Source organism: Mesobacillus subterraneus, from assembly GCF_020524355.2.
In the GTDB taxonomy this organism is placed as follows: Bacteria; Bacillota; Bacilli; order Bacillales; family Cytobacillaceae; genus Mesobacillus; species Mesobacillus subterraneus_C.
The window spans coordinates 3806779-3832037 of record NZ_CP129019.1 but is presented as its reverse complement, the minus strand read 5'-3'; the positions used below and the strand labels follow the sequence as shown (position 1 = coordinate 3832037).

Here is a 25259-nt window from a genome sequence, read left to right as displayed (position 1 = left end):
TTTTGCTTGGATAACATAATGGAAATCACTAGTGCACTTATGATAATCAGGAGTGTGCTTCTGTTAATTATCACTTTCAGCATTTTGGATAGATCCCATTGAGCATAATAATCGCTTGCTATTTGAAACAGTAACAACCCTAATAAAAAAAAGATAAACAAAGAGACGGTTGATCGATATTTAGAGGTAGAAAAGGCAATGAATACAAAGATTAAGACTGTTAACATTCCCCAAATAAACAGCTTATACGAAAAAAGGATAATGCCTGTGAAAAACAAACTTGCCAAAAATATCTGTAATATATCTATTCGAAATACGGTAATAGTAAATCTCTCCCATGATCGATTATTTTTCAATAACAATAGCCCTTTGACGGAACAATGGCAATTTCTCTTAAATAATTTTAGCATAAATTTCCTATTTAACCGTTTATTTAGAGAAAGTTGCAGAATGGCTCATACTGACGAAAGCCGAATTTGTCACCCACGCAACAGCTAAAAAAACAAACCGGTGAACGTCTGCCTGCCTGTGAATTCTGAGGAAACCTGCACCATTGAATAAAGTAAGAATAAGATATTGGGCGATTGATTTTTGGAGGTGCAGAATGGAGAGCTATTCTACACAAAGCATCATTGTTCTTGGTACGGCGATTCTTGTTATAGGTGCGTTGATTGTCTTTATTGGGGAGTATAGAAAACTCGGGGAAATTGCGGCAGATACTCAGGCGGTGCCTATGTGACGTCTGGGGAATCTTTTAAACTATTTCGGTTTCAAGATGAAATGTGAAAACCTTCCTTTTGCTATAAAAATACAAAACTTTTTCCTTGTTGAATCGTATTAAAGGTCATGACGGATCAATGGAGGTTTAACATGGACAAAGCAAACAGGAATATTGAAAATTATATTGAGATTTATTCCCAGATGAGAGAGAGATTCCGCTGGAAGGTGACCGATCAATCAGTTTTGATGATGGTCGCATCTTTGTATATCTCTAACAACCGGACCTTTGATATCAATAGATTTACTGAACTTGCGGATTTTATAAAAAGAGAGTCGGGGATCTTTTCGCCTATGCGAACTGAGTCGCGTTTCACCTTTGCCGCTATGCTGGACACTAGATTCGATAGTCCTCAAGAAAAATTCCCTGCCTTTATCAACGCATACCATGCATTGATCTCGGAAGGTTTCAGTAAAAATACGTTCAGCTACATCGCCGCCATGCAACTGGTCACAGCCAATCCAGAAGACCTTAAGTCCCTGTCTCAACGGGCAAGAGTCATTTACAAGAAAATGAGGGAAGAGCATTTGTTTTTGACCGGTCACAGCGACTACCCTCTTGCTGTCATGCTGGCTCAGCACGACACTCAGACAGATGAGATGATTTTTCATATTGAAGACCTGTACAGCAAGCTTTCGCAAAATGGATTCCGTAAAGGAAACGATCTGCAAAGCATGAGCCATATACTATCCCTAAATGAAAATTGCCCTGCAGATGACATCGTTGCTCTATCCACTGAAATCTATGACAGAATGAAAAAAGAAGGAATCAAACCGAAGGTCATGTTCTATCCTCAGATTGCGCTGCTCACATTAATTGAACAAGACAACGACAATCTTTCGGAAATAAAAGAAATATCGGAGCAGTTGAACGCAGAGAAGTTTTTCAAATGGAAAAAAGACATTAATTTCATGATGGCGGTCAATTTCGTCATCAGTGATAAAGTCGAACATTCCTCCCTGCTTCAGACCAATCTTTCAACGACAATCGAAACATTGATCCAGGCTCAGCAAGCGGCATCGATCGCGGCTATTTCAGGTGCAGCAGTCGCAGCTTCTTCAAATGGAGGGGAGTAAAGGCATAGGAAGTACGGGGAAGCATTCCTGTGCTTCTTTTTTGTCACGAAGGAATGGTCCATTCCCATTTTGACTTGTTCAGGCATAGACTCAATCCAGTAATCAGTTTTCGCAGCGGTGTCCCACAACCATTCTTGCGAATAAATACTAGCAGTTAATATTCGTTATCTTCTCTTCGGATACTTTTTCGGCAATTCGTCGGACGTATATTTTAATAGGTAAGATTGATAGACTACCAATTAATAGAACAGAAAGATTGGGCAAAATCATCGCCCAGAGGATCGCCGCGATAGGAGAGGATGGCGAAACGCGTGTCATTTGCTGAAATCAGTTCATGGCTGGTAAATTCCTGTTTGATACATAAAAATGAGCCCAGGTTATGTCCCAGGGAGCATGGGGGTGTACCTGTATCCTGTGACTAATTTTAGGAGCAAAGCAACCCAGTACCTCACTTCCTCTATTTCAAATGAATAGTGCATATAAACCTATCAAGCTAAAACTATTTTCCATAAAAATGAAACCTCAGAGATTAGCTTTCGTATGTAGTAAATAAACGAAAATCATGGAGGTTAGCTTATTGAAGATGGTTTGGATCATTACTGGAGTCATTCTAATTTTAACAGCAGCAGTTTTATCAGGATTTTTGTATCTCAAGAGTAAGAGCAGCGGAGATCCTGAGTCAGTCATTAATTATGTGCAAGAACACAGAGAATCAGAAAATATGGCTATGGTTATTCGCCATAACGATGAGGACTGGGTCAGCATCAATAAGGACTTGCCGCTTCCTTTGGCAAGCACGGTCAAAATTATGGTGGTCATTGAATATGCACGCCAAGCAGCACAGGGGAAAATAGATCCGCAGCAAAATATCGATTTAAAGACACTGGAAAAGTACTATGTTCCTAAAACAGATGGCGGAGCCCATGAGGCTTGGATTGATAGCCTGGCAGATGATGCGGAAAAGGTGCCTTTAAGCGAAGTAGCAAATGGGATGATCGCTTATAGTTCAAATGCTAATACTGATTTCCTGTTGAAAGTTCTGGGGATTGAAAATGTGAATAAGCTCCCTGATGATCTGCAGCTTTTCAGTCATGAAGAGATGTATCCGCTTGTCAGTGCCTTGTTTATCCCGATGGAGCTGATGGAGGATATGGGATTCACCAAAGAGGAAACATTAAAAGAATTGAAGAGCATGAGTCTTGAAGAATATCGAAAGAGAGCTATAAACATTCATCAAAAATGGGAAAGCAGCCCGCCGCAAGCAAAGGATAAAGAAAGAGTGCTGAAGGTTCTGGATATGGAATTTCAAAAGGTGTGGTCTGACCGGCTTCCGCGTGCTTCTGCTGATGATTATGCAGAGCTTATGAAGCTGTTAAACAGCAAAAAGTATTTTTCTAAAGAAGTCCATTCTTTTTTGGATCCAGTGATGGAACAGCTAATGAAAAATCCGAAAAACCGGGAATGGCTTGAGCATGCAGGGCAAAAGGGCGGTTCTACAGCCTTTGTTTTTACTATTAGCATGTATGCAACCGACAAAGATGGCAATCGTACTGAAATGGCATTCCTGGCAAATGATTTGAGCAATCTCGAATTCGAAAAGCTTGCAAAGAATATGAATCGTTTTCAGCTTGAGTTTATGACAAACAGCGAATTCCGGGACTCTGTAAAAGAAAAGCTGCATTAAGAGTATTCTTGATCATGGGTGAGGCTGTCAGGAGTTGTGAGTTTATCAGCACAGGGGTTAAAATAGGGATAAAACTAGGAGGCAATGTAGTGCTAATTGGTCATATCAGAGAAATAGTTCGGCATCCTGTTAAATCCTTTTATGGAGAGAGCGTCGAGAAAACAAAGGTTATGGATTATGGATTGTACGGAGACCGCAGTCATACGATCCATGACCAAACAAGGTCAGGGGAATTTTTAACGATTACGCAGTTCCCTGAGATGGCTCGATACAAGGCGAGGTTTATAGGACAAGAAGAGATGGAGGAGTACCCTAAGGTCGAAATCGTGACACCTGAGGGAAAAGTTCTTGAATGGGGCAATAAGGAATTGGAGAAAGAAATACAAGCTAGGTCCGGAAGGGAAATTGCTTTTGCTTCATACCGACCGTCTTACGTCCCTCTAGGCGCAATTGAAGAGGAGCATATTCAACTGGTTACGGACGCTTCACTACAGGGTTTGGAACAAATTTGGGGCAAAGAGGTTGATTATAGGCGTTTTCGTCCCAATTTATTCATTGCATTAAAAGATCCCAAACCTTTTATCGAAGAGGAATGGTTTGGGAGACGAATGACAATAGGCAATGAAGTGGCACTGGAAGTGAAAAGGCATTGTGAAAGATGCATGATCATTACCGTTGATCCTGAAAATGCAAAAAGGGATCCATCATTGCTTAAAGCGGTTGCGAAAGAAAGGAATAATCATTTCGGCGTGTATGCTGCTGTCATAACAACAGGTGAAATCAATGTTGGAGATGAAGTCCATCTTGAATAGTTGGATAGCAGGTCCATGCATGGATTATTGAAGAAAAAGATTCCTAAGCAGACATTTCCGATGATATAAACGAAATGAAATTCATGACGAGCAATTCTGAAGGCAGGGAATAGTGAAGAATGGATGAATAAAAGAAGCAAAGGATGTGATATGCTCCCCTTTAGGTAGACAGATTAAAAAATAAAAATCTGTCTACCTAAAGGGGAGTATTTATTATGTCAAAAAGGACATATTCATTCCAAGATAAAATCAAGATTGTAGAGGCGTTAAAAAAGGGTAGCCATTCTATTTCAGAGCTGAAGTTTATATACAAAGTAAATGATCATGCAATTTATGATTGGGTCTACAGGTATGAAAAATACGGAGCAGAAGGATTAAAGAAGTCTTCTACCTGGAAGAGGTATTCTAAGGAACTTAAGCTGGCGGCTGTACAGGACTATCTTAGTGGGGACTACTCTCAAAATGATGTTATCAGAAAGTATGAAATCTCATGTAGACGCGTCCTCCAGAAATGGATTAACAAGTATAATAGTCATAGAGAATTAAAGGACACTTCCAAAGGAAGGACAAACACTATGACTAGAAGAAACACTACCATAAATGAACGAAAAGAGATTGTGCTCTATTGCCTTGAGAACGGCAAGGATTATCAGAAGGCAGCTGAGACCTTTAAGGTCTCTTACCAACAAGCATATCAATGGGTTAAAAAGTATGAGGATGGCGGCGAAGAAGCCCTTCGGGATAAGCGAGGGAGGAAAAAGGAAGAAGTTGAACTCTCCCCAGAACAGAAGATGAAATTGGAGATGAAGAGGCTTGCGAGCGAAAATGAGCGATTACGCGCAGAGAACTTATTCCTAAAAAAGTTAGAGGAGATCGAAAGGAGGCGAAGATAAGCCAGATACGCCTTGAGGAGAAATATATCGCTATCAAGGAACTACACGAAGAAGAAGGATTCTCTTTCGTTATGCTTTGTGAAATTGCGGGGTTACCAGGTCTGCATATTATAAATGGCTGAAGCGAACACCTTCCAAGCGTGAATGTCAAAATGTGATGCTTGTAGAAGAAATGAAGGCTCTCCATGAGGAGGTTAAAGGAATCTACGGCTACCGCAGGATTACGATGACTTTGAATAGAAGGTTGAACAAGAGCTTCAATGAAAAGCGAATCTATAGGCTGATGAAGATTGTCGGCATTCAAAGCGTTATTCGGAAAAAGAAAAATCGCTATAAAAAGTCAACCCCTCAACACGTCGCAGAAAACGTGTTAGACCGTAATTTCCAAGCCGAAAGTCCAAATGAGAAATGGGTAACTGATGTGACTGAGTTCAAGTATGGAGAAGCAAAAAAGGCTTATTTGAGTGCAATTAAAGACTTACATGATGGAGCCATCGTTAGTTACGTATTTGGACATTCCAACAACAATAAACTGGTATTTGATACGCTGGATCAGTACTACTACCTACTGAATGGTGACCGCCCACTTATACATAGCGACAGGGGCTTTCAGTATACCCATTTTGGATTTAAACAAAGAATAGATCAAGCACAGATGACTCAAAGTATGTCCCGAGTCGGAAGATGTATTGACAATGGTCCAATGGAATCCTTTTGGGGATCACTGAAAAGCGAGAAATATTACATGGAGAAATATAAGACCTTTGAAGAGCTTTCTGCGGCGATTGATGAGTACATATACTTTTATAATCATGAACGTTACCAAAAAAGATTAAACGGCCTTAGCCCCCTAGAATTCAGGGCTAAAGCCGCTTAGGCTGTTTTTATTATTTCCACTGTCTACTTGACGGGGAGCAGTTCAATGCTGTTCAGCGCCCTTTGCTTCTTTTTTTAACTAAACCCCTTTAGTTTAAGTACATTTTTCACAAACCATAAGGATACACTGTTTGTCTAAATGTAGTCCACCCCATCAATGCACCTTCTAAGATGAATATACCTATTTGACTCTAAGAACAATCTTCCCCTTTGTACGCCCACTTTCAATATGCTTGTGAGCCTCTACAATCTTTTCCAAAGGGTAACATTTTTCAATAACAGGTCTTAATTTTTCTTGTTCCACAAGACTACTTAAAAAAGCCAAGTCTACATCATTGGGTTTTGTAAAATGAATCTTAGCTTTTTTGCTACCTAAAAATGAACCTATCATCACTTGAAACGGATGGTATTTAGGAAAAAACAGGTGCTCAGTAATATAAACACCTTTCTCGGTTAAAGTACGTAAGCAGCTGAAAAAGGTTCGCTTGCCAACAGCATCTAGAATAACATCGTATTTATTTCTATGATCAGTGAAATCTTCTTTAGTATAATCAAGGACATAATGTGCCCCAAGATTCTTAACCCAGTCTAAATTGGAGGTACTACAAACAGCAGTTACTTCAGCCCCATAGTAATTTGCAAGTTGAACAGCAAAATGCCCTACTCCTCCAGATGCTCCATATATTAAGACTCTTTGACCTTCCTTTACCTGTGCTACATCTCTCAATGCTTGTAACGCAGTTTGAGCAGCACACGGAATAGCAGCAGCATCTTCAAAAGTTATGTTTTTTGGCATATGACATAGGAAATTCTCACGTGGAGAGACATATTCAGAATGGGACCCGAAGCAACTTCCGAAAACGTTGTCACCCACCTTAAATTTGCGAACATTTTCACCGACAGCCTCAATAGTACCCGCAACATCTATGCCAAGTATGGGATTTTTGGGTTTTGTTAGTCCATTATCCAACCTTGTTGGTAAATAACCCTTTCGGTACAAATAGTCCAAAGTATTGACAGATGCACTGTGAACACGAATCAACACCCTGTCTTGTTCCTTGATTGATGGCTTTTCAATATCCTCTATACCCATAACTTCAGGGGGACCGTAGGTATTATAAATTGCTGCTCTCACCTGCATACCTCCATAATAATCCTATTTTAAGGGTTTATTTAATAGAAACTCTTTCCACTTATTATATACTGTTTTTTAAATGTTCAGACTTTTAACAAAAGTTTTTTATACCTAACCATTAGTTCAAGATGGCTAATGACCGCTAACGCAGATATAATCCTTTAAATTTGGAGAACATTATTTCTCCCTCAAAAAATCCGTCCCATTGGTTTAATTCTTACTAGATCCTTCTTCCGCTAACCTGCCCCATTAGTGAAATAAGAAAAGCTACCTAAATGGTAGCTGGTTCTTGTTATATTGCTCCCGTTACTTAGTTAGAAAAACATTCAAGCACCTGCTGCACTCAAACAATAAATTCCAAGAAGAATAATCATTACCATCAATCAAATTTGATAATGATAAAAAGCTCGGCCTAAGAGCCACACCTACCAAAAGGAGGCGCTGCAGCTACCCCCTTTGTTAAATTTCCAATCAATAGTCAATAGTTTAAGTACTTTACTTCACAATACTTTTTTAACCCCTGGCATCACTTTTCTTTTAACTTAGAATACTTTCGATAAGCTTTATAGTAACTGATACTATAAAAAGCAACCATAATGGCGGGAAACAACCTTAATAGGGCAAATGGAGTTTCAAATAAGAATGCTTTCCAAAATAATGACCCTTTCATGCTCCAAAGACCTTCGGCTAAATATAATCCTGAATCTTTGTAAATCGTATAAGAGAAAAGCAAAAACACTATAGCTAAACTAGATGAATAACCCATCAATCTTTTATAATAATTTCTCCTCGATTGGCGATCCGAGAAGATTTCAGTTTGTCCGTCATCGTCCTTTTGCCAATATTGAATTCCACCAAGCCAGGTACCTTTTATATAATTCCAACCGAAGTCTTCATATATCCCTTTATATTCATTCAATTTTTCCTTTGATAAATATTCTTGATAATCCAGTCGCATCACATATCTCTTGTCAGTCTTTTCGAAAGTGTATATTCCTAATCCACTAATATTTGTGCAGCGATATCCTTTTTGTAATTGCTCGTTCAGCCATTGCTCCTCTTTTTCAATATCAACAAACATCTTAAATTTCTTCATTTCATTCACTTCCTTCGTACAGGGATAAAATATGCAGTAACCTGTCTTGTTCCATTTTCAAGATCGCATTTCCTTCCGCAGTGACCTTATAAACCTTCCTCCGACCTGACTCTCCAACAGATTCAATCCAACCGTGCTTATTCAAGTTTTCAATCGCACCGTATAAAGTACCAGCGGCTAAAATAACAGAACCGTTACTAATCTTTTCAATCTTTTGCATGACGGCATAGCCGTGGAGTGGCTCACGCAAAGTCAATAAAATATAATGCATGGTTTCAGACAATGGTAATAATTTGTGTTTCATAACCTCAACCTCTATTCAGTTCGACTATATAGTTCAACTTAATAAAAAGATAATACAGTTCAACTGAATAGTCAATAAAATTGTTAAAATAAATTAAAGAGCAAATACATTATGCACCTCAAAACTGAACGGCTTAAGAATGTAGTAAAGGTTTGTTGAAGAAGGATTTATTGCTCAAGGTGTTGAACAATGTATCTATCGGAAATGACTCTAAAGCATGGAAACAGGTGGAATGAGGGTGATGCAAATGAAACCGGAATATGAAGATTTTCCATTAAAGGCATATGACAAGATCAGGTATGCAGATACGGATCGTCAGGGACATGTTAATAATGCGCTGTTTTCAACCTTCCTGGAAACGGGAAGAACGGAGCTTCTCTATGCAAAGGAGCCGCTGCATGCTGAAAACGCGGCATTTGTCATAGCAAGTCTGAAGCTGGACTTGCTTTCTGAAATACGATGGCCCGGGACAGTGGAAATTGGCAGTGCCATTACAAGAGTTGGCAACAGCTCCTTTTCTTTATTTCAAGGAATCTATCAAAATGGCAAGCTTGCTGCAGTGGCAGAAACCGTCATCGTGCAAATGGATGAGGAAACGAGGAAATCGGCGCCGCTTTCCTCTGAAACAAAAGAGCGATTAAGACAATATTTAGTTGAAATTCAATAAAGGAATCAATGATCGAAACGTGAGGACGGTATCAGTGTTCTAGACAGCGGAACAGAGGGTTCCTGTAAATCAAAAAAGAAAATTAGTAAGGGGATTAGAAAATGAATGTTCTCATCGTATTCGCCCACCCGGACGGACAATCATTGAATGGGGCACTGAAAGACATAACGGTTGGAATCCTGGAACAGAATGGTCATAAGGTAGAAGTGTCGGACCTTTATAAAAAGAAATTTAAAGCAATTGCAGATCAAGACGATTTCCTTGTCCTTAAAAACCCAAACCGTTTCAATTATATTTCTGAACAATATCATGCACTGAAAAATAATACCTTTGCAGCTGACATTGTTGAAGAGCAAAGATTAGTAACCTGGGCGGACTTAATCATTTTTCAATATCCGATGTGGTGGACAGATGCTCCTGCCATATTGAAGGGATGGTTTGATCGAGTGTTCTCGTATAGCTTTGCCTACGGTCCAGGACGGTATGAAGATGGGAACTTAAAGGGGAAAGCGGCCATTATATCTTTGACCCATGGCGCGGAGGATCTGTCGGAGTATGGAGAAAATGGAATAAAAGGCAAGGTCGAAGAGCGTTTGTTCAATATTCAGCATGAGAAGCTTTACTTTTGTGGGATGACCGTCTTAGAACCGTTCTTATTTCCGGCAGGTGCAGATGAGGAGACGAGACTGCAGCATATACAAGCTTGGGAGAAACGGCTAGCGGGCTTAAAGGACGAAATATTGGTAGGTCTATAATTATGTCTCTATTCAAACAGGGTTGGTGAATATGAATATCTTAATTGCGAATTTACCTGAAACGGAAATAGCGTATATCAGACGAACCGGGAGTTACTTTGAGCCCCAAGAACACTGGGGAAAGCTGGTCCGTTGGGCGACTGGCAATGGACTATACCCTCCCCAGCAGTCATTTATCGGTATTTCATTAGATAATCCGGATGAAGTGGAAAGCAAGGATTGCCGTCACGATGCCTGCGTTACATTGCCAGAAGAATTTGAAAAAGAAAACCATAGAGATATGGAATTCAGGAAGTTGCAAGGCGGGCAATACGCCCTGTATTCCTTTTATGAAAAACCTGAAAAGCTCCATTCTGCTTATCAATACATGTTTGGCGAATGGCTGCCAACTAGCGATTATACAGCCGATTATGAGAGAGATAACCTCGAATACAACATGAATAACCTTTCCGAAGATCCTGAAGGGAAATGTAGAGTTGATCTATACATACCCGTTAAAAAGAGAAAATCTTAGGGCAAAATGTCACCAATCAACGGTGGCATTTTGTAATTGTTCTGAAGGTGCCGGGTGGCAATGTTAAAGATAAGGGTGGAACCAAAATGATGATCAAGTTTTCAATCGATAAGGACAGAAGCTTTCATGTAAGATCTGCAGCGATTATCCAACATAATGGCAGGGTCCTATTTCAAAGGCCGGTTGATAGTGAAAATTGGTTTTTGCCAGGAGGAAGAGTCGAGCATTTTGAATCGACAGAGGAGACGTTAAAAAGAGAGTTAATGGAAGAGTTTAACTTACAAGCAGACCACATGAAACTCTGCTGGGTAGTGGAATATTTTTTAGAGACAGAGAATAAAAAAATCCAGGAATTAGGGATGCATTACCTTGTGGACATTCCTGAAGATCATCCATTAGTTCACTATAAAGATGAGTTCAAAGGAGAGGAAGAGGGGTATATTCATAAATGGATTGAGATCGATGAACTTGATCAGTACAAAATAGTACCCGAGTTTGTTGTTCCTCAGTTACAAAAATTGGAGGATAGTAGCAATATTGAGCATACAGTTTTAGCAGTAGTAAGATAGTACGTTGATCCATGAGGGGTTATTAAGCGCTGTTATCATCCATTATTGATTTTCGTGTAGGTATAGAATTTATAAGCGGAGAAATTCCGGCTATTGTATATAGAGAACGCCTTTGAAGCAGAAATAAGCGGAGAAATTCCGGTTAACTAATAAAAATAAGGCAAAATCCAACGCTTTGGATTAAATAACCGGAAAAATGACCCTTATTTTAAGGAAACAAGGGTTGTTTGCAAATTTAAGCGGAATTTCTCCGTCTATTTTCAAACACTGTGAAATTAACATACAGATATAACAGAGCTTTTTACTAAAGGAGGTGTAAATGTGAATTCAGCGTCAGAAATAATACAAGAATTAACGGAGAAAGAACAATGGTTAGAAGCCTTTCCAGTTATCAATCAGCTGCGTACTGAGCTGACTCAAGAGACATACCTGGAATTACTTGAAGAAATGAGGAAAGATGGGTATTCATTGTATGCTTTATATATAAATAATCGGATTGTATCCCTGGCTGGTTTAAGCTGGAGAGTGAACTTCTATAATAAACGTCACGTTTTTATCTATGATCTGGTAACGGATGCTGCATACCGTTCATCTGGGTATGGAGAGAAATTATTAAGTTATATACATAATTGGGCAAAAGAAAATGGAGCTGAATACGTGGCATTAGAATCAGGAGTTCAGCGAGACAAAGCTCACCGTTTTTATGAAGAGAAATTAGATTATGATAAATGGTGCTACTCATTTAGAAAACCATTATAGGCCTATGGCTTTGAATAGGGAAGAATTACATTATCACTAGATAATCTGGATGCCTGCGTTACATTACGAAACGGATATAACATAGAAATGAGGAAAAATCTTAATGAAAACAGAACAACTGTATTTTGAAGAGGGGAAATCCATTCAAAAGTATATGGATGAAATGGGCACATTAAAAGAGGAAAGTTTTGCTGTTTATGAACAATTTCATCTCCCGGCAGATGGATTTGCTGAGGAGTTAAAACAATATCAACTTCATTTCCTGACGATTACCGAAGATTGGTGTGGAGATGCCATGATGATCAATCCTGTTATTCGCAAATTGGCGGAGGCTGCGGATATAGAAATGCGCGTCGCATTGCGGGATGCAGATACTGATTTGATTGATCGCCACTTAACTAACGGTGGACGCGCCATTCCAATGATTTTAATTTTTAATAATCAAGGAGATTTACTTGGCAAGTGGGGACCTCGGGCACCCAAAGCTCAGCAAATCGTTGATGAAGTTCGTGCTGCACTGCCACCAAAAGAAAATCCCTCCTTTGCGGAGAAACAAAAAGAAGCCTTTGGTTCTTTAAGAAGGAGGTATACAGAGGAATCCGTTCTTTGGTCAGATGTTTATGATAGTTTTAAGGAGACGTTATTAACTGAACCTAAGTGAAGGTGATTTTTATGATAACAAAAAATAAATACCTATTGATTTTCTTTGTGTTGTTTATTATTTGCTTAATATCTTGGCAGGTTACAGGTTCTTTGGCGGAAAAGACGAGTGATATGGACATGGTCACTTCATTTGCGATATTTAGCTTTCTAGGAACAGTGCTTTTTCTTCTGATTACTTTAGTTGTATTGTTGATAACGATTGTATCTAAGTATAAAAATAATAATCTTAATGTATAAAAAACTGATTATTGCTCTATGAAAGAACGGCGTGTCAAAACTGGTGTCAGTTTACACGCCATTTTTTTTGCTTTTTTTCTTCCCGGTTTCTACTGCCTGTTTTCCTGGTGGATTATTCAGGTTTAAAATATAGAATAATTGGGTAATAGGACCTGGATAACATTTGGAAAAACACACCTTTACACCTATTTATAGGAAAATGTAGTGATTTAATTAAGATTACTTCTCATTTATAATTAAAATGAAGTGGAAAAGTACACCAATTTGTCAGGGATTGATTATTTTTGAATTCTAAAATTGTTTTTAATCCTAAACAGGTAAACTCCTCCCTAACGGGTTTGAGTCAAAATATTTCCCGGCTGATCAGTGTTGAGAACGGTATTTCCAATGTGAAGTCCAGTGTGGATCCAAGAATCATAAACAGAAGAGGAATAGGCGGGAGTTTGTCCAGGGCAACAGCGTCCATCAATCGAATTGAACAAAAGATGGTTCAGCTGAAAACCTATACCGCCAATTCGATAAATCAGTATTCAATTGCAGAAAAGCGTGTCAATGGCCAGGCAGAGGAAGTCAAAGAAGCATTTGCATTAGCTCTTGATAAAATGCTGAACGATCGGTATGCGAGCGGACTATATGACAAATACCATTCAATAGCCGGACATCTAGAACATATACTGCATGGAGCCCAATATTCAGCAGGAGCAGGACTGATGCATCTGCTCGGGTTCAGGTTCACCGATGTCGATGATGTCCTTAAGAAGTTCCAAGTAGCTGAGTACATAAAGGCTGGGAAGTTGAAAATCCCACTCGCAAGCATGATTCAGCGAGTCGAAAACTCCCGCCCGCTGAACTTCATGGCGAGGATGATGGTGAATCCATTATATTTGGTTTACAATCGCAAAATGCCGTTAGCGGAACTGCTTTATAAAAAGATGGCGAGTTATTATCCTAAGGATATGGTGAATCTTAGCAATAGCGTTTCTACATTAAAGCAAGCACTCAGGGATTCAAGCACTTTTAAAAGCGGATTCGAGGCTGTAAAAAGCCAGGCAGGCAGTATCCTGAAAAACAGCGGAAAGCTTATCAGATCCAATGCCCTTCTGGCAACAGTCATCACAGCAGGTGTGGAGTCAGTAGGAGCAGGCATTAAAATCACCGAAAACTATGGCATGTACAGTGGCGAAAAATTAAAAGAAGAAAATGCTAAGGTGGTAGGAAGGGCTGTTGTCAAAACTGCTACAGTAACAGCTGGTTCCGTTGGTGGAGCGGTAATTGGCGGTATAATTGGAAGCTTGGGCGGTCCTTTAGGTACAGCAGCGGGCGCCACAGTTGGGGGCTATCTGGGCAGTATGCTTGGAGATAAAGTGGCCTCGATGACTTCTGCTTGGACCGATAAACAATCAGTGCGGTTTAAGGACTCTATCCACAAAGGTACAGAGGCAGTTGCTTCAGGCGTCAGGAATGTCAAGGAGAGCTTTAACAATGCAAAAGAAGCCATTAATGATGTTAAGTCACATGCAGCAAACCTGCTGGATAGTTCAAAATCCTTTTTCGGGAAACTATCATTTGGAAATTAGGAGGAGACTATGGACAAAATTTCGCTTTCGATTGAGGAATTAATCTATTGCTTTTACAGCGAAGGTTTTTTTGAACAGGGCAACGCATTGAAGCAAGTTTACTTCGGTGATCTGGATGATGAAAAAATGGACCTCTTGCTGCAAATCTCAACCCGTTCATTGTTGTCTAAAAGCTTAGTAAGCTATAAAAATCATAAGTTTACACTTGTAGAAGAACTGGCTGATATCATTGCTATCCTTAATTACTCAGACCAATCTATGAAAGTTTCCAGGCATGATGGAGAGGGTGGAGAAGAAGCGGTATCCTACCATCTGAGAGGAGACCGTTTCATCCAGCACTCACTCTTTTATGATGAGCAAGTCCATGTGTTCTCAAGTGTGACATTTGATGAGGCAAGCGATCTGGTATCGGATTTTTATTCTATACAAGGTGATAGAGAAACAGGAACAAATGGTTTTTCATTAAGCCAGCAAGAATTTGAATTCATGATCGATTCATTGGAGAACAATTCTGCATTATTTGAGCAGCAGAAATACGAAGGTTCAAAGAATGATTTCTACCAATCATTAAAAGAGTCGAACGGATTATTGAATACATTGCTCTTTTTCGAATTCAATGAAGCCAAAGAGCCCGAAGTCACAACTCTTGTCTTGTTTACGAATAATCCGGCAAACAATTGGATGATTGAAAAAAGGGAACAGGACTTTTATCTAATACCCTGCAACCGGGAAATGATCAAGATGCTTATTGAGGACAATATCGAGGTCAAAGTAAAGGAAACGGTGAGTGATGGAAAATAAAATCGAGCATAACACGGAAGAACATAATATTATCGTTTCCGAGGATAAAGTAGAGGTCGTTTATACAAACGTCGGGGCTGGTTGTATGCTTACTGGCATAGGCATGATGACGCTTGCTTCACTAGTGATTTTCTTTATCGTGCCAGACGTAAGTTTTGTAAAAGGATTTTTCGGGATCCTCATTGGTGTATTTGGCTTGCTGGTATTTGGGTCGATGCTCATCAGGATGCTGACCATGCTGTTATCCGGCAGAGCGGTCATTACCGTACAGGATGGCTATTTAAAAGGCAGGAAAAAAGGTGTCCGGATCAGCGATATCAAGGATATTCAGTGGGGCGGCAGCGGTTTTAAATACATTGCGATTCGGACCATGAATAACAAAAAAATCAAACTCTCTACTTATAACCTAGTCAACGAACAAAAAGTACATAAAGTCCTTGATACATACGTTGTCCCAGAAGGTACTCCTGAATTGAAGGAGAACTGGGCGAAACGGTATGGCGGTAAGGGATATACAGCGTGAAAATTAAAAGGACTTGTCATCATTCCTGTATAGGGGCTGGTGACGAGTTCTTTTTTATATAAAGGGACAAATATTTGCAAGTATGATAAGTTATGACAAAAAATTTTGAGAAATACGTCGTATAATAAATATATAAGGTAGATATTTCGACATTTAGAATATGGTTTTAACGGTCAACATTGGTTCTAACTACAACTTAGTGAAGGGGAGGAGCCGCAAATGGAAGTGGAGAAGACCAGGGTTGAATCTAACCAAAAACCGGTGCTTCAAAAATATTTGTTTCCTATTACCATTATTTCCTCAATCTTAATTTCAGGTTCAATCGGATATACAGCTAGCAAAATAGCTGTCAACAATAGTGTTAGTAATCCAACAGAGACAAAAAATATGAACAAGCAAATGGATGAAGCTAGAAATCAATCGTTAAAAGTAATAGAAACTGAACTGCCAAAAATAATTAACGATCTGGATCAATACAATCAGGATATTAATCTAGTAGTTGAAAATGTTGAATGGCTAAAAGGGAATTTAGCTCCTATAAGAGATGGAATAGGCAAATTTGATTCAGTAATTTCCGTCGCTAAAGGAGTCAACACTTTTGTTGATTTTCCTGTTGTAGGTAACATAAGTATTAAATTAGCTTCAGCACAGATTCAAATTAATGAAATTGATAGTACATTATCTCGTTTGGAGGACTTAACCGTTATTCAAAAGGAGATCGGTGATTCTCATCAAAAGTTAAATTCATTATACGAAGAGTATCAAAAGGAAAAGGACATTGAACTGTTATTTCAAATTGAACAAGAATTAAACTCAAATTTGATTTATCAGATTGAAGATTTAAGAAGTTCTACAGTAGAAGCTCATAAAGTTCTTGAACTATCTTCAAGTGTGATAACTACAGTAAGTAAAACTAAATCTCTTTTTAGTTCAATCCAAGAAATGAGTAAAAATACGCTAGATGCCATTCAGTTTTGGAAAGAAGATGAAGGAAGTGCTGAAAATGAGGTAGAAAGTATCGAAGAAGATTTAGTTGCTTCTATAGATAAGATTGAAAAGCTGCCTGATGAATTAGCTAAGCGATCCAAGAGGAGTATTACGTCAATAAGCATTGTTCAAAAAGAGTTGCAGACTATAAAGATAGCACAAATGATTAGCAGTGACTAAAGAGGGGATAACCCTCTTTTTATTTTTCGCATTTAGATGGGTTAAATTGACTGTAGCACAAATAGTGGTGAAACTAAGAGTTGAAGTTTCACTAATAAAGAGTTTGCAAAGTGAAATTTTCTTACTAAGTAATAGATATAAAAAGGAGAACTAATTACAGTCCTCCTTTCTTCATTCTATGGTATTAATAAAATCTTACCTGTGCTCCTGCGACTTTCTAATAATTGATGAGCCTCTTGACCATCTTTTAATTTGTATGTGATAGGGGAGTGTATGATTAACTCTTCATTCTCAATCCACTTGAACAGCTGCATGGAACGGTTTATTCTTTCTGTTCTTGAAATAAGGACATTCCAAAGGTCACCACCTGTTAAGGTCTTGGAAGTATCCATTAACATCCTTGGATCAACGGGTTTAGGGTCGCCGCCAGCCATGCCGAAAAATACTACCGTACCGCCTGTTCTCGTTGCAGAAAAGCTATCCGATAAGGTAGAACCGACTGATTCGAATACGACATCTGCTCCATTCCCATGAGTTGCCTGCAGGATTTTGTCTGGCCAATTTTCGTTGTAGAGGAATACTTCTTCTGCTCCCGCTTTCAAAGCGATCTCTGCTTTATTTTTAGAAGATGTCAGTCCTATTGCTTTCCCGCCAAGGAGATTGACCATTTGAATTAACAGTTGCCCAACTCCACCTGCGGCTGCATGTATGACTGCCACATCTCCAGGTTTAATAGCGTAGCTGTCCCGGACGAGGTAGTGCGCAGTTAAGCCTTGCAGCAGAATGGATGCAGCAGTCTCGAAAGAAATCCTCTCTGGAAGCGGAATGGCTTTTTCTATTGGTACCGCCACAAGCTCTGCGTTCGCATAAGGAACATCAGCAAACCCGATTCGGTCACCAATCTTAACAGAGGATACTTCACTTCCAATTTTCTCGACGACCCCTGCACCTTCATACCCCAGAATATAGGGTGGCTGTCCGACAAGATGATAGTTACCTTTTCTCCGATAAATATCTGCAAAGTTCAATCCGATTGCTTTTGTTCTGACAAGGACTTCGTCTGGCCCGATCATTGGGTCGTTTACATCTTTATATTCTAAAACTTCTGGACCGCCAAATTGTCCAAATACTAAAGACTTCATTTGTAGACCTCTTTTCATTAAACTTATTTAAGCATCGCTAATACTTTTTTCCCAACTTGTTCATCCCTGGCGATGAGTGAGACCTTCCGCTGTATGTCAAAATCAGTAATCGGAATGGCTTTGATATTAGGGGAAAGCCCGTTCACGAATATTTCAGGTAAGATGGATATGCCAATATTTGCCTCGATAAAACCGAGTATGCTGTGACCAAATTCAATTTCTGAAGAAATGTTCAGAGTTGCGTTCCTCTCTGCGAATGCATGCTGGATTATAGTTCTTGCATCACAGGTTTCCAACAGCATCACAAATTCCTCCTCTTTTATCTCATCAAATGTGACAGAATCCTTGTTTCCGAATTCAGGATGCAGTTTATTGACAAAAAGCATAAATCCTTCAGAAAACACAAATGTGGAGTAGTAGGGGTGTTGGATGCCTTTTTCATCAAATAATGCGACATCCAAACTACCTTCATTTAATCCTGCTAATAAGTCCACATAACTATGGGAGATCTTTAAGTTGTAGTCAGAACGTAGTGTACAAGCGAGCTTCTTTGGCAAATAGGAAGTAGCAATGCTTGGCCATGCTCCAATCGTGATACCCATTAACCCCTGATCAACCGCTATAGCCTTTTTGACTGCGTTTATCTCCTTTATAATTTCTTTGCTCGCTGCCAGAAGAAGCTCACCAGCCTTGGTTAGTGTTACGCCCGTACTCGATCTATTGAACAAATTGGCTCCAATATCATTTTCAAGATTTCTTATTTGTTTACTTAGAGCAGGTTGTGTCATGTTTAGTATTTCACTTGCTCTGGTTAAACTCTTTGTTTCAGCTGTTGTTTGGAACGCTTCCAGCCATTCTATTCGCATTCTGAATCCCTCATAACGTTTGGTTATCACCCACAAACATAGTGGAAGTACCGCAATTTCTACACAGATGATAACCTATAGCAGTACCAAAAACAAATACATCTGCTTAGCAGCAAGTGATCAATATAGAAGGGAGTGAATTGCATGTTTATAGAAAAAAATGTAGTGAATGGAATTTGGTTTGAAACAAAAGAGACGATCAATATTCAAAATCCTGCTACTAAAGAAATTTTGGGCAGCGTTCCAAGGTCTGGAACCAAAGAAGCCGTGCAGGCTGTTGATGCTGCAGCTAATGCTTTAGCCCTTTGGTCCGGGACTACTGCGTACGAACGGAGCAGGCTTCTGAAGAAATGGCATGACTTAATAGAGGATAATAAAGAAGTTTTAGCCAGAATCATGACAATGGAACAAGGGAAGCCGCTAAATGAAGCGATAGGTGAAATAAACTATGCGAATCAATATGTGGAATGGTTTGCAGAGGAAGCGAAACGATTATATGGAGAGCTTATTCCATCGTCTTCAAGTGAAAAACGACTATTTGTGCAAAAAGTACCTGTAGGTGTGGTTGCGGCGATTACTCCCTGGAATTTTCCCGCCGCAATGGTTACCCGGAAATTAGCACCGGCTTTGGCAGCAGGCTGCACAGTCGTATTCAAACCTTCAGAAGAAACACCTTTTACCGCACTTAAATTAGCAGAGCTGGCAGAACAAGCCGGTATACCCAATGGTGTGATAAATGTTCTGACTGGTGACCCAAAAGAAATCGTTGGGGTTTGGCAAACGGATTCCAGAGTCCGTAAAATAACCTTTACGGGTTCTACGCCCGTCGGAAAGCTTTTAATGAAAGATGCAGCAGATACAATGAAGAAACTTTCATTAGAACTTGGCGGACAAGCACCATTTATCGTGACCAACAAAGCCGATATTGAAACTGCTGTCAAAGGAGCAATCCAATCTAAATTCCGCAATGGTGGACAGGCTTGCGTTGCCGCAAATCGTTTTCTCATTCAAGAAGATATAGCTGATGAATTTATTGCTCGATTTACAGTAGAGACAGCCAATCTTAAATATGGGGATGGTTTGGAAAAAGATGTGTTAGTTGGACCACTGATCAATGAAAAATCATTGATGAAAATAACGGAACACGTGAAGGATGCGGTCCGAAAAGGTGGAATCGTCTTAACTGGCGGCTCTGCTGTAATGGAGGAAATGGGGTATTTTTATCAGCCGACTGTTGTAAAAAATGCTTCTGACGACATGCTTTGTATGACAGAAGAAACCTTTGGTCCACTAGCGCCAGTATCAACCTTCAAAACAATAGATGAAGCGATTGAACGTGCGAATAAAACTCCTTATGGATTAGCCGCTTATGTGTTTTCACAGGATATGAAGGAAGCCTTATATTTGGTAGAGAGATTAGAGTATGGAGTAATCGGTTTGAATGATGGGTTGCCCTCTGCGGCTCAAGCTCCTTTTGGGGGATTGAAGGAAAGTGGGTTAGGCCGTGAAGGTGGGAAGCAGGGAATAAGTGAATATCTTGAAGAGAAATATATATCATTGGGTTCTATAAACTGATTTTAAAATTGGAGGAATTGAAAAATGACAAAACGTATTTTAATGGTAGTAACAACAGCGGATAAAATGAATGAGGGTCATGCAACAGGTTTATGGCTTTCTGAATTTGGTGAGGCTTATGTGGAATTTGCAAAGCAAAGTTATGAAATTACAGTCGCAAGTCCTAAAGGCGGAAAAGCTCCAGTGGATGACCGAAGCCTTGAAGGTGAAGTACCACAGGAAATCCTTGATACAGCGAAATATTTAGAAAATACAATGAAACTTGAAGATGTACAAGATGCATCTGCCTATGATGCTATTTTCATGCCAGGCGGACATGGTACGATGTTCGATCTTCCTGATAACACAAAACTCCACCAGCTTGTACGTGAAGCTTATGAGGCAAATAAAATCGTTGCAGCAGTTTGCCACGGTCCTGCCGGCTTAGTAGGAGTAACATTATCAGATGGGACCCCTCTAGTGGCTGGGAAAACCATCACTGCCTTTACAGATGATGAAGAGCGTGAGACAACACTTGATCGTTTTATGCCTTTCTTGCTGGAGACTCGCCTTCGTGAACTTGGAGCAAATGTGATTGTCAAAGGAAACTGGGCGGACCATGTCCAAGTGGATGGCAATCTAATTACAGGCCAAAATCCGCAGTCGACTGTTTCTGTAGCGGATGAAGTAGTAAAACAACTAAACAACTAACTAACATACAAATCAGGGCTGCATCTTGCAGCCCTAAATCTTAAATATAGAGGAGGATAAAGGAAATGAAAGCATTACTCCTTAAAGATAAGAATATGTGGCGTGAAATGAAGGTAGAAGAAATAGAAACCCCTATTCCTGTAGCTGGGGAAGTGTTGGTGAAGGTACATGCAGCAGGCTTGAACCCTGTTGATTATAAGACTGGAACGAACGGCAATCCTGCTTGAACTTTTCCTCACATCTTAGGCTTAGATGTAGCTGGAACCATTGAAGCATTGGGTGAAGGTGTAACGGGCTGGTCCATTGGAGACCGAGTCGTGTATCACGGAGATTTTAGGAAGAGAGGCGGTTTTGCTGAATACGCCATTACCACTGCTCATACAATTTCCCGTATTCCTGACTCTGTTTCGTTTGAAAATGCCACATCACTTCCAACGGCTGGTTATACTGCCTATCAGGCCTTGTTCCGCAAACTTCCGATGGAAAATATTAAAACCATTTTGATTCAAGGGGGAGCAGGCGGAGTTGGCGGATTTGGTGTTCAGCTGGCTAAACATGCAGGAAAGACAGTTATTTCTACTGCATCTGAACATAACCATGACTATGTGAAATCCCTTGGAGCAGACCACGTCATAGATTATCGAGATGAAGATGTCAGAGCTAGAGTGATGGAAATTACAAATGAGCGCGGTGTAGATGCAGTCCTGGATACAGTAAGCCGCGAAAGTGCTACGAATTCACTGGATCTCGTTGGGTATGGCGGACATTTGGCACATATTGCTGGGGCACCTGATTACACTCATATTAAACCATTCACAAAAGTAATTTCCTATCACGAAGTTGCTTTAAATGCGAACCATCACCAGAATGATGTAGCAGCTGAGGAAGACCTCGCGAAAATGGGCGATGAACTTTTAAAATTAGTAGCAGAAGGTAAAGTGGCTTCTCCGCTTGAAAGAACAATTTCTCTTGAAGAAATTCCACAAGCTCTTGAAGAACTTTCTGAACGTCATGTCAAAGGCAAAATCGTCGCTAAGATTTTATAAAAGTTGGTCGGAGAGAATAAAATGGAGAATATCGTCATTACTGCAATAATCAAATCAAAACCTGACTGTGAGAACGAATTATTTGAAGTCTTGCACCAAGTTGTACACCCTTCGCGGAACGAAAGCGGATGTATCACATATAAACTGCATAAATCCTTAGATGAACAGGGTGTATTTGTATTTTATGAAATATGGCAAGATGAAGAATCACTAAAGAAACACATAGAATCAAATCATTATAAAGCGTACCGACTACAAGCAGAACAGCTGATAGAAAGCAGGAACGTTCATCGTTTATTTTTGGTATAAAGAGAGTGCCCTGCGACTTTGCAGGGCATTTTTTCTGTCAGTTAATTTAGTAATAGGTGAATTTACTTGACTGAAGTGCGTTACAAACAGTGAGCAGTTTTTTTACTTTTTGTCGGTAAGACAACTGTAAAAATACTAAGCTAATTACTTTGCCAATACATTTATAGTTGAGCCGTATCATAAGTAAATGAGGTTTTAACCAAATACCTCTCTCTTAAGGTTAGGAGAGGCAAGAAGAAAAATTATGGAACTAGTATTGAAGTAAACGGATTGACAATTGTAAGAATTCTATTAAACTAAAATTAGTTCTATCCGCGAATTCTTCTTGTAACTTGCTACTTCTAAATTCTTATTTGCCGTTTGCAATTCTCCAGTTGATTTCATATTAATCCTCTTATTTTGTTGTAACCTACCACTTATAAACTTCATAGTTTCTCAAAAATCTGTCTCAATTTCATTGAGTGATTCATTAAGTGTTATAAACGTTTATGTTGTGAATATTCCTATAGTTAGGAGAGGGATGTATGGGATTTGAAGAAGAATACCAGGCCTTTTTGAATGCTCACTTACAGGCAAGAAGCGGTGAACGGTTTCGGCGCTTACAAGAAGGTCATAATCAGGCTGAACTGTTGTTTTTGAAGCAAGTTTGGTGGCCTTTATTTTATCATTTTAAGTACCTTCACCCAGAATATGAAGTCGATGATTTCAAGGATGGTAAAAGGTATTTGGATTTTGCTTATATTCGTCCCTCTATGCGAATTTGCTTTGAGATCGACGGGGGTATGGCCCTCACCTAAAGAACATAAGCAGATGGCAATTTTCCGACAACCTGGAACGTCAAAACCAGCTGGTGATTGATGGATGGACTGTGATTCGCTTCTCTTTTGACCAAGTGAAAGAGAAGCCGCGTAGATGCCAACAGGTTGTTCAGCAATTGATAGGCCGATGGCTGGGTGATGAATTGGACCAGACATCTCTGTCCTTGCTTGAAAAGGAAGTCCTTCGGCTAGTGATTCGAAAAGGAGAAGACATATCCCCAACAGAAGTCGAGAAGTATTTAAAGCTAAGTGACAAGACGGTAAAAAAAGTACTTTCTCAACTAGTCGAAAAAAAAGATGCTAATCCCTGCAACTGGAACCAAAAGGATCCGCTCTTATCGGTTAGGGAATCAGGTTAAGGACCCGGTCTGATTAATAGTCGGAAGAATTCCGCTTAATTATGAATTTTAATAAAAAATAGCTCAAATAGCCGGAGAAATTCCGCTTATTGACTCTAAAAACATAAAAAAGTGGTGTTTTGCTTTGCATAACCGGAAAATCTCCCCTTATTTCCCTCGAAATGAGCTCCATTCTGTATTTAGCCGGAAAATCTCCGCTTATTTTTCTTTTGCAGGATTCCATCAATCAAAAGAAAGAAAGAAGATGAGGAACCGTATCACAAATATCGGTAAAGCAGAGAATTGAAGTTGTGCTTTTAAAGAAGTACATGAATGTAAAAATTATCTTATTGAAAAGGAAAACAAAAAGAATTACCAATCTTATTAAAGTGGTAATTCTTTTTTAAAATTATTTATTAATTCTTTTTATCTCTTTCTTGCATTTTTCTAACATTATCTGAGTGATAAGGAGAACCATAAACTTCATTTACCACACTAAATGGGTTACCATCCAAGTCAAAGAAATCAAAAAATTTCATTCCGCCAAAATGATCAATCTCGGTAGTAACTATGCCATTTTTCTTAAAGTGTTGATGGACAGATTCAATATCATCCACAACAAAATTAAAATAAGAGTTCTTCTGGTCACCTTTGGTAATAAACTCAGTGGGCTGTGGGGAGTCCACTTTCACTAAAGCTAATTGTGTTGACCCAGTTGGTAAATAAAAGCCAGTACCGTCTCCCCAACTATCTATTATCTTTGCACCAAGAAATTTCACATACCATTCTGTCGACTTTTCCATGTCTGTAACTGGGATAAATATACTACCTACCTTAAACATAACCATCCTCCTCAAATTAAATTCTACCTTAAAACGGTTATAATGGTGTAAAAGTTACACATGCATCTAAATTTAATTAAGAAGGTGTTAAAACATGGTTTTTAATGATTTAGAGTTTGAGATTAATAAATTATATAGATATTGCTTAAAGTTGTCAGGTTCACCTTGGACAGCCGAGGATCTTGTACAAGAAACGATGCTAAAGGTGTATAAAATTAAACGTTCGGAACCGAATAGGGAGTTTACTTTCTCCTATTTATGTACTGTGGCTAAAAACAAGTTTATAGATGAGAAAAGGAAATATAAAGAAAGCATTCATTTTAATGAAGACTTATTCGGAGAGGAGTACAATTCCATAGATTACTACGGTTTAATTGAAATCTTACTTACGACCTTACCTTTGAAACAGTCTATGCTCGTTGCCTTAAAGGATGTATTTGGATACACTTCAAAAGAAATAGCTATAATGTTAAGAGTAAGTAATGAGTCAATTAAAACAGCACTCCATCGTTCTAGGAAGAAACTAAAACTAAAAACTAATATTTTGGAAAAGGCAACTCTAACTCCTAATCACGAAATTATTATTGCACTCTCAAAAGCAATACGGGAATCTAAGCCAATGCAAATATTTTTTTATTATCGACTGTTAGAATCGCAAAACTTTCATGTGAGAAGAAGTTCTGTGCATTCCGTATTACATGTTATAGACCCGGATGGGAATATTCTAGAAATTATATCTTAGTCACA

The 25259-nt window shown here is 39.2% G+C and carries 26 protein-coding genes and 2 pseudogenes; 22 read left to right on the top strand and 6 right to left on the bottom strand.

All coding sequences use genetic code 11. The features are described from left to right. Window positions 1-604 precede the first annotated feature (604 nt). The 5 genes and pseudogenes from LC048_RS19935 to LC048_RS19915 all read left to right on the top strand — a co-directional run bounded on the left by LC048_RS19935 (window position 605) and on the right by LC048_RS19915 (window position 6120). Complete coding sequence (locus LC048_RS19935) at window positions 605-739, top strand: hypothetical protein (RefSeq protein WP_264188537.1); 135 nt, start codon at window positions 605-607, stop codon at window positions 737-739. A gap of 131 nt (window positions 740-870) precedes the next feature. Beyond that, entirely contained in the window at window positions 871-1854 is a 984-nt protein-coding gene (locus LC048_RS19930) for a DUF4003 family protein (RefSeq protein ID WP_306048588.1), read from the top strand. A 583-nt stretch (window positions 1855-2437) separates the two neighbouring features. Then, entirely contained in the window at window positions 2438-3538 is a 1101-nt protein-coding gene (locus LC048_RS19925; RefSeq protein ID WP_371932076.1) for a serine hydrolase, read from the top strand. A gap of 89 nt (window positions 3539-3627) precedes the next feature. Continuing rightward, window positions 3628-4350 (top strand): MOSC domain-containing protein, encoded by a 723-nt coding sequence (locus LC048_RS19920; RefSeq protein ID WP_306048584.1) that lies wholly within the window; start codon window positions 3628-3630, stop codon window positions 4348-4350. A gap of 215 nt (window positions 4351-4565) precedes the next feature. Further along, window positions 4566-6120, top strand: a pseudogene (locus LC048_RS19915) (IS3 family transposase). Window positions 6121-6300: 180 nt separating this feature from the next. Here the strand turns inward: LC048_RS19915 and LC048_RS19910 are convergent. The 3 genes from LC048_RS19910 to LC048_RS19900 all read right to left on the bottom strand — a co-directional run bounded on the left by LC048_RS19910 (window position 6301) and on the right by LC048_RS19900 (window position 8654). After that, on the bottom strand, window positions 6301-7254 hold the full coding sequence (locus LC048_RS19910) for an NAD(P)-dependent alcohol dehydrogenase (RefSeq protein ID WP_226607586.1): 954 nt from the start codon (window positions 7252-7254) through the stop codon (window positions 6301-6303). A 526-nt stretch (window positions 7255-7780) separates the two neighbouring features. After that, the gene (locus LC048_RS19905; protein ID WP_226607575.1) at window positions 7781-8350 is read right to left on the bottom strand and encodes a DUF2812 domain-containing protein; all 570 of its coding nucleotides are present in this window, start codon (window positions 8348-8350) and stop codon (window positions 7781-7783) included. A gap of 1 nt (window position 8351) precedes the next feature. Continuing rightward, window positions 8352-8654, bottom strand: a complete 303-nt coding sequence (locus tag LC048_RS19900) for a PadR family transcriptional regulator (RefSeq protein ID WP_226607573.1) — start codon at window positions 8652-8654, stop codon at window positions 8352-8354. Window positions 8655-8895: 241 nt separating this feature from the next. Between LC048_RS19900 and LC048_RS19895 the strand changes: the two genes are divergently transcribed. The 10 genes from LC048_RS19895 (at window position 8896) to LC048_RS19850 (ending at window position 16886) form a co-directional block, all read left to right on the top strand. Next, window positions 8896-9321: an acyl-CoA thioesterase gene (locus LC048_RS19895; protein ID WP_226607593.1), complete on the top strand. Its 426-nt coding sequence runs from the start codon at window positions 8896-8898 to the stop codon at window positions 9319-9321. Window positions 9322-9422: 101 nt separating this feature from the next. Then, complete coding sequence (locus tag LC048_RS19890) at window positions 9423-10076, top strand: NAD(P)H-dependent oxidoreductase (protein WP_226607571.1); 654 nt, start codon at window positions 9423-9425, stop codon at window positions 10074-10076. A 31-nt stretch (window positions 10077-10107) separates the two neighbouring features. Continuing rightward, window positions 10108-10590: an AraC family transcriptional regulator gene (locus tag LC048_RS19885; RefSeq protein ID WP_226607568.1), complete on the top strand. Its 483-nt coding sequence runs from the start codon at window positions 10108-10110 to the stop codon at window positions 10588-10590. 86 nt (window positions 10591-10676) lie between these two features. Next, entirely contained in the window at window positions 10677-11159 is a 483-nt protein-coding gene (locus LC048_RS19880) for an NUDIX hydrolase (protein WP_226607566.1), read from the top strand. A gap of 321 nt (window positions 11160-11480) precedes the next feature. Continuing rightward, on the top strand, window positions 11481-11918 hold the full coding sequence (locus tag LC048_RS19875; RefSeq protein WP_226607563.1) for a GNAT family N-acetyltransferase: 438 nt from the start codon (window positions 11481-11483) through the stop codon (window positions 11916-11918). A gap of 103 nt (window positions 11919-12021) precedes the next feature. Next, complete coding sequence (locus LC048_RS19870) at window positions 12022-12579, top strand: thioredoxin family protein (RefSeq protein ID WP_226607560.1); 558 nt, start codon at window positions 12022-12024, stop codon at window positions 12577-12579. Between the two features lie 523 nt (window positions 12580-13102). Continuing rightward, window positions 13103-14395 (top strand): hypothetical protein, encoded by a 1293-nt coding sequence (locus tag LC048_RS19865; RefSeq protein WP_226607558.1) that lies wholly within the window; start codon window positions 13103-13105, stop codon window positions 14393-14395. 9 nt (window positions 14396-14404) lie between these two features. After that, window positions 14405-15196, top strand: coding sequence for a hypothetical protein (locus tag LC048_RS19860; RefSeq protein ID WP_226607556.1), 792 nt, complete (start codon window positions 14405-14407; stop codon window positions 15194-15196). Beyond that, window positions 15186-15719 carry a DUF5381 family protein gene (locus tag LC048_RS19855; protein ID WP_226607553.1) on the top strand — a complete coding sequence of 178 codons (534 nt, stop codon included), beginning with the start codon at window positions 15186-15188 and terminating at the stop codon, window positions 15717-15719. The genes LC048_RS19860 and LC048_RS19855 overlap by 11 nt, the downstream gene beginning before the upstream one ends. A 219-nt stretch (window positions 15720-15938) precedes the next feature. Next, window positions 15939-16886 (top strand): hypothetical protein, encoded by a 948-nt coding sequence (locus LC048_RS19850; protein ID WP_226607552.1) that lies wholly within the window; start codon window positions 15939-15941, stop codon window positions 16884-16886. A 176-nt stretch (window positions 16887-17062) separates the two neighbouring features. Here the strand turns inward: LC048_RS19850 and LC048_RS19845 are convergent, their stop codons facing one another. Beyond that, entirely contained in the window at window positions 17063-18028 is a 966-nt protein-coding gene (locus LC048_RS19845; RefSeq protein ID WP_226607549.1) for a quinone oxidoreductase family protein, read from the bottom strand. A 23-nt stretch (window positions 18029-18051) separates the two neighbouring features. Next, window positions 18052-18894 carry a LysR family transcriptional regulator gene (locus LC048_RS19840; protein ID WP_226607546.1) on the bottom strand — a complete coding sequence of 281 codons (843 nt, stop codon included), beginning with the start codon at window positions 18892-18894 and terminating at the stop codon, window positions 18052-18054. A gap of 144 nt (window positions 18895-19038) precedes the next feature. Between LC048_RS19840 and LC048_RS19835 the strand changes: the two genes are divergently transcribed. The 6 genes and pseudogenes from LC048_RS19835 to LC048_RS19810 all read left to right on the top strand — a co-directional run bounded on the left by LC048_RS19835 (window position 19039) and on the right by LC048_RS19810 (window position 23691). Beyond that, window positions 19039-20469, top strand: a complete 1431-nt coding sequence (locus tag LC048_RS19835; RefSeq protein ID WP_226607544.1) for an NAD-dependent succinate-semialdehyde dehydrogenase — start codon at window positions 19039-19041, stop codon at window positions 20467-20469. A 24-nt stretch (window positions 20470-20493) separates the two neighbouring features. After that, window positions 20494-21159: a type 1 glutamine amidotransferase domain-containing protein gene (locus LC048_RS19830; RefSeq protein ID WP_226607542.1), complete on the top strand. Its 666-nt coding sequence runs from the start codon at window positions 20494-20496 to the stop codon at window positions 21157-21159. A gap of 65 nt (window positions 21160-21224) precedes the next feature. Next, window positions 21225-22205 (top strand): annotated as a pseudogene (locus LC048_RS19825) (zinc-binding dehydrogenase). Window positions 22206-22226: 21 nt separating this feature from the next. Then, entirely contained in the window at window positions 22227-22514 is a 288-nt protein-coding gene (locus LC048_RS19820) for a putative quinol monooxygenase (RefSeq protein ID WP_226607540.1), read from the top strand. A gap of 524 nt (window positions 22515-23038) precedes the next feature. After that, window positions 23039-23311, top strand: coding sequence for a hypothetical protein (locus LC048_RS19815; protein WP_306048576.1), 273 nt, complete (start codon window positions 23039-23041; stop codon window positions 23309-23311). Window positions 23312-23448: 137 nt separating this feature from the next. Further along, window positions 23449-23691 carry a helix-turn-helix domain-containing protein gene (locus LC048_RS19810; RefSeq protein ID WP_306048574.1) on the top strand — a complete coding sequence of 81 codons (243 nt, stop codon included), beginning with the start codon at window positions 23449-23451 and terminating at the stop codon, window positions 23689-23691. A gap of 395 nt (window positions 23692-24086) precedes the next feature. On the opposite strand, the gene LC048_RS19805 is transcribed toward LC048_RS19810, so the two are convergent. After that, complete coding sequence (locus LC048_RS19805; RefSeq protein ID WP_226607535.1) at window positions 24087-24512, bottom strand: VOC family protein; 426 nt, start codon at window positions 24510-24512, stop codon at window positions 24087-24089. A 94-nt stretch (window positions 24513-24606) separates the two neighbouring features. On the opposite strand from LC048_RS19805, the gene LC048_RS19800 reads away from it, so the two are divergent. Then, a complete protein-coding gene (locus LC048_RS19800; RefSeq protein ID WP_226607534.1) occupies window positions 24607-25254 on the top strand; it encodes an RNA polymerase sigma factor in 648 nt (215 codons plus the stop codon). The last annotated feature ends 5 nt before the right edge of the window (window positions 25255-25259 follow it).